The following is a 13,707-nucleotide window of genomic DNA, read 5'->3' on the forward strand; positions in this document are numbered from 1 at the left end:
TTTACTCCTCATTACCGATGTTTTGCGCCATTTGAATGGCACGTTTGATATCTCGTTTTTGAGTCGATTTATCACCGCCTACCAGTAGCAAATAAACCACTTGCCCCCTACGGGTGAAGTAGATCCTGTAACCGGGGCCATGGTGTACGCGCATTTCATGAACCGCCGCGCCTATTGGCATGCAATCACCAAAGTTTCCATGCTGAGCCGCCCGGAGTCTTGCGATGATGCGAGCCTTGCCGATGGTGTCTTTCAATGAGTCGAGCCAATCGGCAAACGCTCGGGATCGTTCAAATTCGATCATGTCTGGATCGTATTCCTTGGGATACAAGCTGGCAAGCAGCGCCTTTCTGAGGATGAATCCGGGTGTCCTCTTGAGTGGCTACTCTGTTGACTTGATCGATTTAGAGGAATCCGAATATAGGGGTGAAGCGATTTGGAGTAACAGCCAGCTTCTTCCTGGAATTTTGCCGGCAAATTCGCAGTTTTTTGCAGATCTTAGGAATGGTCTGACAGTGACAAGGCTTCAAGTAATTGCCCGACCGAATCAAACTCCCGCTCAACCCCCGGCAACACCGGCCGTTTCAACACCAGCACAGGCACCCCGCGCTCCCGCGCCACTTCCAGCTTCGGTTCGGTGGCGGTGCTGCCGCTGTTCTTGCTGATCAGTACGTCGATCTGCCGGCGTTCGAACAACTCACGTTCATCGTCGATCTGGAACGGTCCGCGGGCACCGATGACTTCGCAGCGTTCGTTGCCGGGGCAAACATCCAGTGCGCGCAGGGTCCAGAATTGATCCGCAGGGATTTCGTCCAGGTGCTGCAAGGGTTCGCGTCCAAGGGTGAACAGCGGTCGCCGGAAGGGTTTGAGTGCCTCGATCAATTCAGCCCAGTCGCTGACTTCACGCCAGTCATCCCCGGGCTGGGGTTGCCATGCCGGACGCCGTAGCGCCCAGCAGGCAATGCCACTCAAGTGGGCGGCGGTCGCGGCGTTTTGGCTGATCCGGGCGGCGTAGGGATGGGTGGCGTCGAGCAGCAGATCAATTCTTTGATCGCGGATAAACTGCGCCAGGCCTTCGGCACCGCCATAGCCTCCGACGCGGACCTGGCAAGTCAGGTCCGTCGGCACCCGACCGACACCGGCCAGGCTGTAGATGTGTTGTGGGCCCAAGGTTCGGGCAATCGCCAGAGCCTCGGTGACGCCTCCGAGCAACAGCAGGCGTTTCATTGGAAGGCTCCCGCATGGCCGACGATCCCGCCCTGGCGATCGATGGCGAACACTTCGACCTGAACCTGCGCCGGCACCACGCTGCGGGCAAATTCCAGGGCGTGCTGGCATACCGCATCGCCGAGGGCGATCCCGGCAGCGCTGGCCATGGCCAACGCTTGTTGGCTGGTGTTGGCTTCGCGGATGCCCTGCTGCAACGCCGCATCAGCGCCCACCGCTGCCGCCCATTCGGCCAGTTGTGGCAGGTCGATGCTCGAATGCCGACTGTGCAGGTCCATGTGCCCGGCCGCCAGCTTGCTGATCTTGCCGAAGCCGCCACAAAGACTGAGTTTTTCCACCGGTACTTTACGCAGGTGTTTGAGCACGGCGCCGACGAAATCACCCATTTCGATCAGGGCAATTTCCGGCAGGTTGTAGACCCGGCGCATGGTGTCTTCGCTGGCGTTGCCGGTGCACGCGGCGATGTGCAGGTAACCGTTGGTCCTGGCGACGTCGATGCCCTGATGGATCGAGGCAATGTACGCCGCGCAAGAAAAAGGCCGGACGATGCCGCTGGTGCCGAGGATCGACAAACCGCCAAGAATCCCCAGGCGCGGGTTCATGGTTTTCAGCGCCAGTGCCTCGCCACCCTCGACGTTCACCGTGACCTCGAAACCGCCGCCGTAGCCGAACTCATCGGCCAGTCGGGTCAGGTGATCGGTGATCATCTTGCGCGGCACCGGGTTGATCGCCGGCTCGCCGACGGCCAGCACCAGCCCCGGACGTGTGACGGTGCCGACGCCGCGACCGGCCTTGAAACTGACGCCCGGTTCGCCGACAAGGCGGACCCGGGAAAAGAGCAAGGCACCATGGGTCACATCGGGGTCATCGCCCGCGTCCTTGATGGTGCCCGCTTCGGCGCCGTCATCGGCAAGGCGACAAAACTCCAGGCGCATCTGCACCTGCTTGCCTTTGGGCAGAATGATCTCCACGGCATCCGAGCTCACACCGCTGAGCAGCAGGCGAGCCGCCGCAAGGCTGGTGGCAGTCGCGCAACTGCCCGTGGTCAGGCCACTGCGCAGGGGGGCGGGTTGTTCGGCGGTTTCGTCACGCATCGAAAGGCTTCGTCATATCCAGCAAGGTGATCGGCAACGCCTGGCGCCAGGTATCGAAGTCGCCCAGCGGTTGCGCCTGAGCGATATGAATACGCGTCAGTTCTCCGCCGTGCTGGTCACGCCAGGCCATCAGGGTCATTTCACTTTGCAGCGTGACGGCATTGGCGATCAGCCGCCCGCCGGGTTTGAGGGCCGCCCAGCAGGTGTCGAGGACACCTTCGCGCGTCACGCCGCCTCCGATGAAAACCGCGTCCGGTCGTTCCAGTCCGCTCAGGGCTTGCGGAGCGCTGCCACGAATCAGTTGCAGGCCGGGCACGCCGAGGGCATCGCGGTTGTGTTCGATCAACTGTTGCCGTCCCTCGTCGGCTTCGATGGCCAACGCGCGGCAACTCGGATGGGCGCGCATCCACTCGATGCCGATCGAACCGCTGCCGGCACCGACATCCCACAAGAGTTCACCGGGAACCGGAGCCAGGCGTGCGAGCGTGATCGCGCGTACATCGCGCTTGGTCAGTTGGCCGTCATGTTTGAACGCCGAGTCCGGCAAACCGGCCAATCGTGACAGGCGCGGTGTACCGGATTCGGCGATGCAGTCGATGGCGATCAGGTTCAAGTCGGCAATCGCGGGATCGCTCCACTCGCTGGCAATACCGTCGATCCGCCGTTCCGCAGCACCGCCCAAGTGTTCCAGCACGGTGAGGCGACTCGGGCCAAATCCGCGCTCACGCAGCAGCGCGGCAATGGCGGCGGGGCTGCCACCGTCGTTACTCAGGACCAGCAAGCGCACGCCGCTGAACAATTGCGCGTTGATCGCGGCGACGGGACGGGCCACCACCGATAACGTGACGACCTCCTGCAAGGGCCAACCCATTCGGGCGGCGGCGAGCGAGCAAGAGGAGGGCGCCGGCAGAATCTGCATGTCATCGCTGGTCAGTTGTCGGCTGAGACTGGCGCCGACCCCGAAAAACATCGGATCGCCACTGGCGAGTACACAGACGGACTGACCGCGCAGGGCCAGTACGGGCTCGATGGAAAACGGGCTCGGCCAGCTTTGGCGCTCGCCACCAATGCACGCAGGTAGCAGGTCAAGGTGCCGCTGGCCGCCGAAGATCCGTGAGGCTCGCAACAGGGCGTGCCGGGCATTCTTGCCCAGTCCCTTGAAACCGTCTTCACCGATGCCTACTACCGTCAGCCAGGGGGCCATGCCGTTCCTCTTCTGTAAACCGAAGCCAAATCGCTCCGCGCGGTCTGTATCGACTCACGCGGGTTGCGCATCATAACGCGGCGGCGATTGCATTCGCCTGTGGCGACGTGCGAAATCGTTGTTGGCGGTGACAGCGGTCTCGACGGGAGGGTGTAATGTTTAATTTATTGCTGACGCTTTCTCAGGTCGAACCGCTTCATTCTGATATCGAGCAACTTTTTCGCAATCAGCGATCTTTTGCTCTCGAGTATTCTTTTATCCAGTTTAAGAAGGGCTCGATGCTGGATGATTTTTGCAGTCTGCTCTTCCCAGTTCCAGAATATGAAGTTGTTCTTTTTTAAGTGAGCTACCAATTCCAGACTGAATACTGCAATCTCAAGAAACCCTTTTGAATCATACCGCGCGGGGATAACCTGAAGTCGCTTGCCATTAAGGCTTTCTTTATCCAGTGAAGCGATTGCCGGCTTGTCGGGCTTTAATGCGTCGAGGGTATCGATCATCGCGTTCCCCTGCCGGGAATCGGGCATGGTTTGTGCGCTCCGAACCAGAAAGTCTGCGATGCTTGTCGAGATTTCGTATCGCGTGCGAGTGAAGATGCTGTCCTGAAAGACAGACCAGCCAAAAAAATTCAGGGTTACGACATACTCATCCAACCATTTTGCCGAATCAGTAAAACGACTGCCGACCAGGTCGGCGGAGTGGGTGGCTATTTGTGTGCAAGAAGTAAAGTCATCGTAGTCGTATGGTGAGAGTTCACTGATGCATGAAATCAGGTTGGGGCCGGTCAATGTTCCGTAGGGGTTTTCCATAACCATGTTCTGTTCCTTGGATGTAGTGGGTGTGTTTTGAAATTTGGCTTCAATCGTTAATGAAGCTGCAAAAATTTATCTGTGGATGAAATGAGCGTGGGTTATAAATTTGATTCTTGCTGTTAAGCATTTTCGTGGTGTTGTTTCCTGATTGAATGCCCACGGGCAATACAGGCTTGAATCGACGCAACCTGGACCCGGGATCGCTTTTCGTCGTCAATCTGCGTTGGCTTTTCATCCGGCCAGACAAAGCAGGCATAATGCTGCCCTTCATCTCGTACCGGTCATCCTGTGAATCCACATCAGACACGCACCCTTTTGCGCCCTTCGGCTTGTCCCGGGTTGTTGCGGGTCGTCCAGGCACTGGACGGTGGTATCTGCCGGATCAAACTCAGTGGTGGCTCCATCCAGGCACGGCAGGCGATCGCTGTGGCTGATGCTGCCGAGCAACATGCCAGTGGGGTGATTGAGGCGACCAATCGCGCCAATCTGCAGATTCGCGGAATTGGCCACGAACAAACGGCATTGATCGATGCGTTGCTGGCCGCAGGCCTGGGGCCTCAAAGCGCGGCTGGCGATGATGTGCGTAACCTGATGCTCAGCCCGAGCGCCGGGATCGACCGGCTGATGCTGGTCGACACGCGTGCGCTGGCGCAGCAGATTCTTGCCACGGTGCAGCAAGACGAACGTTTCCACGACCTCAGCGCCAAGTTTGCCGTGCAACTCGACGGCGGCGAAGGCCTGGCGATGCTCGAACATCCCCATGATCTGTGGCTGTCGGCCTATGAACGAGACGGCGAACCCTGGTTGGCGTTTGGCCTCGCGGGATGCCCCACGGATTCCCCCGCCGGTGCGGTCGCCCTTGCCGATGGCCACCGCCTGGTCGTTGCGACGCTCGACTTGTTCCTGGAGCTGGCGCGTGCGGAACAAACGCGAATGCGCCATTTGCTGGCCGAGTACCCGACCGAAGACTTTCTGCGCCGACTGAGCGAACGTGTGCCCATCAAAGCCGTTGCAGGTTGGCGTCGCGCCTCGGTGACAGAGGCGCTGCACATCGGCGCTCATCCTCAGGCCGATGCGGGCCTGTCTTACGTTGGCGCGGTTCCGCCACTGGGACGGCTTGACCCGACGATGCTCAGAGGCGCAGCCGAACTGGCCGAAAAATTCGGCGACGCGAGCCTGCGTTTCACGCCATGGCAAAGTCTCTTGTTGCCCAATGTCCAGCATGGACAGGTCGCGAAGGTCATTCGCCACCTTGAGCAGCTTGGGCTGTTGTGCGAAGCCGGCCAACCGTTGTCCCGATTGATCGCCTGCACAGGCTCAAGCGGCTGCGGCAAAGGCCTGGCCGACACCAAGGCTGACGCGTTGCAACTGGCCGCTTTGTTGCAACGCTATGGGCATGTGCCGAATGTGCACCTGAGCGGTTGCTCACGCTCCTGTGCTGCCGCGCATATTGCTCCGGTCACTTTGCTGGCGGTTACTCCCGGTCATTACGACCTCTATTTTCGCGATGCAGCGCAGCCGGGATTCGGCGCCTTGCACGCACGCAACCTTACTATCGACGCGGTCGGCGCCTTGCTCGACGCCCGCTCACGGAGCCCCCTTGATGCTTGATTACATCCGCGACGGTCAGGAGATCTATCGCAACTCCTTCGCGATCATTCGCGCCGAGGCCAACCTCGCGCGAATCCCGGCCGATCTGGAAAAACTCGCGGTACGGGTGATTCACGCCTGTGGCATGGTCGAGGCCATCGACGGTTTGCAGTTTTCCGATGGGGCGGGCAAGGCCGGGCGCGATGCGCTGGCGGCCGGTGCGCCGATCCTGTGTGATGCGCGCATGGTGTCCGAAGGCGTGACCCGTGCACGCTTGCCGGCGAACAACCCGGTCATTTGCACCCTGCGCGATGAAAGCGTGCCCGAGCTGGCCCGTGAGTTGGGCAACACGCGCTCCGCAGCAGCCCTCGAGCTGTGGCGCCCGCATCTGGAAGGCAGTGTGGTGGTGATCGGTAATGCGCCGACTGCGCTGTTCTATCTGCTGGAAATGCTCGACGCCGGGGCCCCGAAACCGGCGCTGATCCTCGGCTTCCCGGTGGGCTTCGTCGGCGCCGCCGAATCCAAGGCGATGCTGGCGGCTGACAGTCGCGGCGTGCCTTTCGTCATCATGCAAGGTCGGCTGGGTGGCAGTGCCATGGCCGCCGCTGCCGTCAATGCCCTCGCCACGGAGATCGAATAATGCAGCAAACCGGACGTTTGATCGGCCTTGGCGTCGGCCCGGGTGATCCCGAGCTGATTACCGTCAAGGCGCTGCGCCTGCTGCGTGAATCGCCAGTGGTGGCGTATTTCGTCGCCAAGGGCAAGAAGGGCAATGCCTTCGGTATCATCGAGGCCCATTTGCAGGACGCGCAAACCCTGCTGCCGCTGATTTACCCGGTGACTACCGAGGCACTGCCGGCGCCGCTGTCGTACGAGCAAGTGATCAGCGATTTCTACGATGCCGCCAGTGAGCAATTGGCCACGCATCTGGATGCGGGGCGCGATGTGGCGGTGATCTGCGAAGGCGATCCGTTCTTCTACGGCTCTTACATGTACCTGCATGACCGTCTGGCCGAGCGTTATGACGCTGAAGTCGTGCCGGGCGTGTGCTCGATGCTCGGCGGGGCATCGGTGCTCGGTGCGCCGCTGGTGTATCGCAATCAGAGCTTGTCGGTATTGTCCGGCGTGCTGCCACACGAAGAACTCAAGCGTCGTCTGGCCGACGCCGATGCTGCAGTAATCATGAAGCTGGGGCGCAATTTCCCCAAGGTTCGTCAGGTGCTGGAAGAACTCGGTCTGGCTGAGCGCGCGCTGTACGTCGAACGCGCGACCATGGCCAACCAGAAAATTGTGCCGCTGGACGAGGTCGAGCCAATGTCCTCGCCCTACTTCTCGCTGATTATCGTTCCCGGTGAAAGGTGGCAAGGCTGATGATCCGACCTGTTCCGGCGATCGTCATTCTCGGCAATGGCAGCCTCGCGACCGCGCGCAGTATTCAGACGCTTTATCCTGGTGCGTTGATTCACGGCCTGAGCGCAAGGGTGGACGGCGCAGACCGCGTTTACCATGAGTTCGGTGTGACCCTGCGCGAGCTTTATCAACAGGGCACGCCGATCATTGCGCTGTGCGCCGCCGGTATCGTGATTCGTACGCTGGCGCCGTTGCTGCTGGAAAAAGGCGCCGAGCCCCCCGTACTGGCGGTTGCCGAGGACGGCAGCGCGGTGGTGCCTCTGCTCGGCGGCCTGGGCGGGGTGAATGTGTTGGCGCGCGAGATTGCGGCTCATCTCGATGTGGCGCCTGCGATCACCACCAGTGGCGAACTGCGTTTTGGCACTTGCCTGCTTAATCCACCCAGCGGTTATGCCTTGGGCGACCTGGAGCTGGGCAAACGTTTTGTCTCCGACTTGCTGGCCGGTGAATCGGTTCGCATCGAAGGTTCGGCGCCCTGGCTGGCGCAGGCGCAGTTGCCTGAGGATGAGCAGGCGCGACTGACTGTTCATGTCGGCCATGCCGAGCGTGCGACGGCGGCTAATGAACTGCTGATCTACCCACGTTGCGTAGTGGTTGCGGTCGGACCTGGTGTTGCGGATTTGCCGAAGGTGATTGGTGATGTTTTGCATCAGGCCAACATTGCCCGGCAATCGCTGGCTTGCCTGTTGGCTGCCGACACGGAAATGGCTGATCCGACACTGCGTGAGGCCGCACGCGAATTGGGCGTACACTTGCGTTTTGCCAGCGCTGTTGGATCGCTTGGTGAGCTGGCCCGCGATGCCATCGGGCAGGCTGTTTCCATTATTGGCGATGAGACCATCAGCGTAGCGGTCGCCGAACAGCCATTGGACCCGCTGCAGATCGGCCGAACTCGTGGACGCCTGGCAGTGATCGGTCTGGGGCCGGGTGCGGCCGAGCTGATGGTGCCGGCGGTGAAGGCCGAACTGGCGCGCGCCAATGATGTGTTGGGTTACGAAACCTACGTACGCATGGCCGGGCCATTCCGGGCTGATCAAGTGCTGCATTGCACGGACAACCGTGAAGAAATGCAGCGTGCGCGCCATGCCTTTGAACTGGCTGCCCAAGGGCGGTCGGTGGTGGTGGTGTCGTCCGGCGATCCGGGTGTTTTTGCCATGGCGGCGGCGGTGCTGGAAGCGCTCGACGAGTCCACGGACGTCAATTGGCACAACGTCGATCTCGAGATCCTGCCGGGTGTTTCCGCGTCGCTGGCAACTGCTGCACAAGCAGGCGCACCGCTGGGTCATGACTTCTGCGTATTGTCGCTGTCGGACAACCTCAAGCCCTGGTCAATCATCGAAAAGCGCCTGGATCTGTCGGCCCAGGCTGACCTCGCCCTGGCGTTCTACAACCCGATCTCGCGCTCGCGCCCTTGGCAACTGGGCCTGGCACTGGACATTGTCGCCAGGCATCGCACACCTGATACGCCGGTAGTGCTGGGGCGCGATATCGGTCGCCCAGGTCAGACCTTGCGAGTGACGACACTCGGGCAGTTGACTGCCGATCAAGTGGACATGCGGACGATGGTGCTCATTGGCTCTTCGACGACTCGTGTGATTCCTCGCCCGGATGGTAGTACCTGGGTGTACACGCCGCGCAGCTATGGCGATAAGCTCAATCCTCCCCGATAACCACTGCTTAATTTCTTGCGTATCGAATAACACCAGATCGTCCGAACTCTTGTTTGACGACGGTCTGGTTGTTTTTTTGTGCGCTTTTCTTTGGAGGGTGATTTTATTGTGTCGTGCGCGTGATTGATGGGGGTGCGCTACATATGTTGTATTTTGTTTTGGTTGTTGGTTGAGTTTTGTCGAGTTAGATTTGATTCGCTCCCGGATAGGGCGATTTTTAATAAATAAAGGAATATTAATGTGAGTGATTTTGAAAGTTCTTTAAGTGTTTCTGAAAGTATTGAATTGGTAAGGGCGCGTGTTGAAAGGCGCAAGAAAGCCGTGGCGGGCAAGCGCCGCAAAAGATCGCTGCCGTCGGCGGTTGTAACCAGTCCAACAAAAGAGCTGGATGCGCTGGTACTCGGCAATAGCCTGGTTGGTTATGGTGACAATATAAGCATTGAAAACATGGCGATTATTGAGAATTTGATCACTATGTCGAAACTGGAGGCGAATGACGAAGTGTAGGGAGATAAAGATCCCGAAGCCTGGTATCACGCCTTTACGAAATGCTTGGAAGACCTTGGATGTTTTGTTCCGGATAAGGGCTACACAAAGTACAGCGCAACTTCGCTGAAGGTGGCGATGGATAATGTGATGGTTGATATTGTCCGGGCTGCCGTTGAGGCCGCAAAGGCCGCTATCCCAGGCGCCGCCGTACTTAGTGCGGTGACGAATTCAACATTGGACGCACTAAAGAAAGAACCCGAAGCAATCAACTTGTTGGATGTTGGAGCGAAAAGTGCTGAAGGTGTGCGCTTGTCCACGATTCCCTGCGAACAAATGTCCAATGGCATCATCCTGGTTGCGATCGCCGCTGTTGACCATCAAGGCGGAGGCAATGATGGTGGGGTGCTGTTCGTTAACTGGAAAACTTCCTCGCTGGATATCTTTCACGGGAAGTCGTTTGTAACCTTCAATCCTGCCCGATATGGGGAAATAAGGGCGGACATCGAAGAGTATCTTGGCGAGCATCGAAAGGAGATTTTGGTCAAGCGTTTCAGGCGTCGTAAGTAGAAGAAAAGGGCCAGAGGCGCGCACTGCCTCTGGCCCTCCTGGAAAAAAGCTCCTTGATTGATGCTGGAGTTATCCCTCCCGATTGAAGTCTCGGAGGGGGAAGTGGCGGTCAAGGAACCAGATAGCCCTTGACCCCGGTGAAAATAATCTGCGCTGCCAACGCACACACGAACAACCCCATCAACCGGCTGACGATCTGCAATCCCTGGTCACCCAGAATGCGCTCGATGTGATTGGCCAGGTACAGCACCACGCCGACCGTGAAACTGGCCAGGGCAATGCTGAGGATCGCGGTGAGCTTGTCGTCCCAGTGCGGCTGGCTCACACCCATGACCAGCAAGGCGCCGATAGTGCCGGGGCCGACCGTCAGCGGGATGGTCAGCGGGACGATTGTCACGTCCTGCTGCACGTTGTCGGTCTGCACTGCCGACTTGCCTTGCGCCATGCCGAGCGCCGAGATGAACAGCACGCTGCCGGCACCAATACGAAAGGCGTCCACGGTGATGCCGAACACGCTGAAAATCACCCGTCCGAACAAGTACAGCAAGACACTGGAAACCAGCGTGGCGATTGCCACTTTCCACGCCAGGCGACGTTGTTCCTTGCGCGAGTAGCCGCGGGTCAGACTGATGAAGCAGGACAATACGAAGAACGGGCTGTAGAGCACCAGCATCTTCAGGTAAACACTGAACAACACGTGGAGCATGGTGCAGGCTCACTGGCGAGGGAAGTCGAGGGGGGAGTCTATCAGGCGTTGCGGAGCCTGTCGGCTCAGGACGTTGGGGTCGTGGCGCGGTTTTGCTGTTCGCGCTGCGCAACCCAGTGTTCGATCAGTTCACGCAGTTGCGACAATTCGACCGGTTTGGCCATGTGTCCGTCCATACCGGCCTGGCGCGCGCGCTCCTTGTGCTCGGTTAGGATGTGTGCGGTCAGTGCCACCACGGGGGTCCGAGTCCGCTGGTTGCCGACTTCCCAGGCACGCAACTGCTGGGTCGCCGAGAAACCGTCGAGGATCGGCATTTCGCAATCCATCAGCACCAGGTCGTAACGCTGGGCCTTCATGGCCTGCAAGGCTTCTTCGCCATTGCTGGCGGTGTCGGGCTGCAGATTGAGCTTGCCCAGCATGCCGCGGATAACCTTGGTCGAGATGCTGTTGTCTTCGGCCACCAGAATGCGGAAATCGGCGGGAACCTTGACCGGCAGGGGCGGACCCGAGGGTGGCTGCTGCATGACGGCGAGGCCCTTGTTGCGCTGGGTCAGCTCGTCGGCCAGGGTTGTCTTGAGGGTGTAGCCGGCCACGGGTTTGGCGAGGATGCGCTTGATTCCGGAATTGCGCGCGATGATCTTGCTCGGCGCATTGCTGATGCCGGTGAGCATGATCAGCAGGATATCGTGATTGAGGCTCGGGTCTTCCTTGATCTTGGCGGCCAGTTGCATGCCGGTCATGCCGGGCATGTTCTGGTCCAGCAGGACCACGTCGAAGTAGTCGCGCAGGTGCGCCTTGGTGCGCAGCAGTGCCAGCGCTTCCTTGCCGGACGGTACTGCGCTGACGTTCAGGCCCCAGGCGCTGCATTGCTGCACCAGCACCTTGCGGCAGGTATCGTTGTCATCCACCACCAACACCCGTGCGCCCTGCAGCGGGCCGTCGAGGTCGGAAGTCGGGTGTTCAAGGCGGTCAGGGTCCAGCGGCAAGGTCAGCCACAAGGTGCTGCCCTGGTTGTTGCCACTCTTGATGCCGAATTCACCGTGCATCAGGCGAATCAACTGACGGGCGATGACGAGGCCCAGATTTCCGCCCGTCCGGTTGGCCGACAGGAAATGCTTGCTGTGCAATTCGGCGTGCATCAGCGCGTCGCGCTCCTCGGCGTCCATCGGTTCGCCACTGTCCTGCACGGCAATGCGCAGGCGTGGTTTGGGGCTGCGTTCGTCGAGAGCGACGACGATCAGGATTTCGCCTTCATCGGTTTTTTTCAGGGCGTTTTCAACCAGGCTCAACAGGGTCTGGCGCAAACGCGTCGGATCACCGCTGATGACTCGCGGCACTTGCGGCTGGATGAAGCTGATCAATTCGACGTTCTGTTGTTCGGCCTTGGCGCGGAAGATGCTCAGGCAGTCTTCGATCAGGGCGTTGAGGTCGAATTGCACATCGTCCAGTTCTATCTGCCCGGATTCGAGCTTGGAGATGTCGAGGATCTCGTTGATCAGCGTCAGCAGTTCGTTGCCGGCGCTGTGGATGGTCTGTACGTAGTCGCGCTGTTTGACCGAGAGTGGTGTGCCCAGTAACAGTTCGGTCATGCCCAGCACGCCGTTCATCGGGGTGCGGATCTCATGGCTGATCTTTGCCAGGAATTCGGCCTTGGCGTTGATCTCGGCGTTGCTGGCGGCCAGGTCACGACTGATGCTGAAGCGATCTTCGGTGATACTGCGCTGGCGCTCGCTCAGGGCGATGCTCATCAGCAGGCCGCTGATACAAATGAACGCCAGTAGAGTGGTGATCAGGCCGTGGGGTTCGATCAGGGTCAGCCCCAGCAGTGCGGGCAGGATGATCAGTATGCCGAGATTGAACACCACCATGGCGGCCACGAACAGCCGCGCCGGGCGATAGCCTTTCTGCCAGTGAAAGGCGCTGGCGAACAGCATCGTCAAGCCGGCGAGGGCCACCAGTCCGTAGGTGATGAAGTTCAACGGCAGCGTGTTGACGAACAGCAGTAGCAACCCCGAGATCATGATCAACAGGATTTCGCCCACGATCACTCTGTTCAGCGGATGTACACCGAGGGGAGCGAAGAAGCGTAACGCAAACATCAGGCCGCAGGGGGCGGTCAGTAACAAGGCGAGGTACGCGCCCGGGGTTTGCACCGCTTGCCACTCCGGAAGCCAGGGACCTGCCAGGTTCAACAACAGGACCAGGCTGAGCATCAGGCAGCCTTCGGATGCCGCCAGCCACAGGCTGCTGCGCGAGCGGGTGTAGGCGTAGCGGATGAGGTTGTGCAGGATCAGCATGCCGATACAGCCCAGCAGCAGGCCGTAGATCAGCGTCTGGCTCTGATTGGCTGCAGTCATGATGGCTGATTGCAACGTGATGTAGGGGCGCAGCTGGTGTTCGGAAACCAGTCGCAAGTAGACGTCGAGAGGCTTGTCGCTTTGCGGCAACGGAAGCATCAAGTCGCTGCTGGGCAAAGGTCGATCGGTATTGGGTTGTTCACCGCCTGTCTTCGATTGCTCGATCAGCTTGTCGCCGTCCAGCACATACATATTGAAGTGCAGCAAATCGGGTGCGAATACCCGAAGCAACTGCTCGTGCTTGCCGGGAGCAAGCCGGAATCGTAGCCAAAGCGCGCCATCGGGCGCGGCGGCGGTGAGCTCGTCGAGTTCGATAGGGCTGAATTGATTGGTGTAGCGTGCGGAACGGATGTCGCTCAGCTGCAGGTCGCCCTGTTCGTCGAGCAAAACGGACCAGCCACTGCCTTGCGCGGCCTGAGCCGGGAGCATGCAGAGCAAGGTCAGCAAGGTGACGGTGAAACCTATGGCAATCCTGAGCCAGCGCACGGCGAAATCCCTTCGTAGGTTGATGCCAGAATATAACTATGCGCGGCGCCGTAATAGTCAGGCAAGGGCCCGAAGCCCTTGCCCGGCTGAAAGGG

General features: G+C 59.6%; 13 protein-coding genes. 6 read left to right on the forward strand and 7 right to left on the reverse strand.

Annotation, left to right across the window (positions count from 1 at the left end; all coding sequences use genetic code 11):
* Position 1 precedes the first annotated feature (1 nt).
* The 5 genes from ACGJAX_RS09020 to ACGJAX_RS09040 form a co-directional block, all read right to left on the reverse strand.
* On the reverse strand, positions 2-304 hold the full coding sequence (locus ACGJAX_RS09020) for a type II toxin-antitoxin system RelE/ParE family toxin (RefSeq protein ID WP_390958472.1): 303 nt from the start codon (positions 302-304) through the stop codon (positions 2-4).
* Between the two features lie 194 nt (positions 305-498).
* Entirely contained in the window at positions 499-1,227 is a 729-nt protein-coding gene (locus tag ACGJAX_RS09025) for a cobalt-precorrin-6A reductase (RefSeq protein ID WP_390958474.1), read from the reverse strand.
* A complete protein-coding gene (locus ACGJAX_RS09030) occupies positions 1,224-2,321 on the reverse strand; it encodes a cobalt-precorrin-5B (C(1))-methyltransferase (protein ID WP_090328663.1) in 1,098 nt (365 codons plus the stop codon). Before ACGJAX_RS09030 ends, ACGJAX_RS09025 begins: the two co-directional genes overlap by 4 nt.
* Entirely contained in the window at positions 2,314-3,525 is a 1,212-nt protein-coding gene (gene cbiE, locus ACGJAX_RS09035; RefSeq protein ID WP_390958476.1) for a precorrin-6y C5,15-methyltransferase (decarboxylating) subunit CbiE, read from the reverse strand. Before cbiE ends, ACGJAX_RS09030 begins: the two co-directional genes overlap by 8 nt.
* Positions 3,526-3,689: 164 nt before the next feature.
* Positions 3,690-4,340 (reverse strand): hypothetical protein, encoded by a 651-nt coding sequence (locus tag ACGJAX_RS09040; protein ID WP_390958478.1) that lies wholly within the window; start codon positions 4,338-4,340, stop codon positions 3,690-3,692.
* A gap of 285 nt (positions 4,341-4,625) precedes the next feature.
* On the opposite strand from ACGJAX_RS09040, the gene cobG reads away from it, so the two are divergent.
* The 6 genes from cobG to ACGJAX_RS09070 all read left to right on the forward strand — a co-directional run bounded on the left by cobG (position 4,626) and on the right by ACGJAX_RS09070 (position 10,063).
* On the forward strand, positions 4,626-5,948 hold the full coding sequence (cobG, locus tag ACGJAX_RS09045) for a precorrin-3B synthase (protein WP_390958480.1): 1,323 nt from the start codon (positions 4,626-4,628) through the stop codon (positions 5,946-5,948).
* The gene (locus ACGJAX_RS09050) at positions 5,941-6,567 is read left to right on the forward strand and encodes a precorrin-8X methylmutase (RefSeq protein WP_247257153.1); all 627 of its coding nucleotides are present in this window, start codon (positions 5,941-5,943) and stop codon (positions 6,565-6,567) included. Before cobG ends, ACGJAX_RS09050 begins: the two co-directional genes overlap by 8 nt.
* Positions 6,567-7,298: a precorrin-2 C(20)-methyltransferase gene (locus tag ACGJAX_RS09055; RefSeq protein WP_090328675.1), complete on the forward strand. Its 732-nt coding sequence runs from the start codon at positions 6,567-6,569 to the stop codon at positions 7,296-7,298. The genes ACGJAX_RS09050 and ACGJAX_RS09055 overlap by 1 nt, the downstream gene beginning before the upstream one ends.
* A complete protein-coding gene (gene cobJ, locus ACGJAX_RS09060) occupies positions 7,298-9,007 on the forward strand; it encodes a precorrin-3B C(17)-methyltransferase (RefSeq protein WP_390958482.1) in 1,710 nt (569 codons plus the stop codon). The genes ACGJAX_RS09055 and cobJ overlap by 1 nt, the downstream gene beginning before the upstream one ends.
* A gap of 240 nt (positions 9,008-9,247) precedes the next feature.
* Positions 9,248-9,514, forward strand: a complete 267-nt coding sequence (locus tag ACGJAX_RS09065) for a hypothetical protein (protein ID WP_390958484.1) — start codon at positions 9,248-9,250, stop codon at positions 9,512-9,514.
* A 45-nt stretch (positions 9,515-9,559) separates the two neighbouring features.
* Positions 9,560-10,063 (forward strand): hypothetical protein, encoded by a 504-nt coding sequence (locus tag ACGJAX_RS09070; protein ID WP_390958486.1) that lies wholly within the window; start codon positions 9,560-9,562, stop codon positions 10,061-10,063.
* 109 nt (positions 10,064-10,172) lie between these two features.
* Here the strand turns inward: ACGJAX_RS09070 and ACGJAX_RS09075 are convergent, their stop codons facing one another.
* Positions 10,173-10,769 carry a MarC family protein gene (locus ACGJAX_RS09075; RefSeq protein WP_090328679.1) on the reverse strand — a complete coding sequence of 199 codons (597 nt, stop codon included), beginning with the start codon at positions 10,767-10,769 and terminating at the stop codon, positions 10,173-10,175.
* Between the two features lie 65 nt (positions 10,770-10,834).
* The gene (locus ACGJAX_RS09080; protein WP_390958488.1) at positions 10,835-13,612 is read right to left on the reverse strand and encodes a hybrid sensor histidine kinase/response regulator; all 2,778 of its coding nucleotides are present in this window, start codon (positions 13,610-13,612) and stop codon (positions 10,835-10,837) included.
* Positions 13,613-13,707: the final 95 nt, after the last annotated feature.

The sequence above is a fragment of the Pseudomonas moorei genome (genome assembly GCF_042846945.1).
Classification (GTDB): domain Bacteria; phylum Pseudomonadota; class Gammaproteobacteria; order Pseudomonadales; family Pseudomonadaceae; genus Aquipseudomonas; species Aquipseudomonas moorei.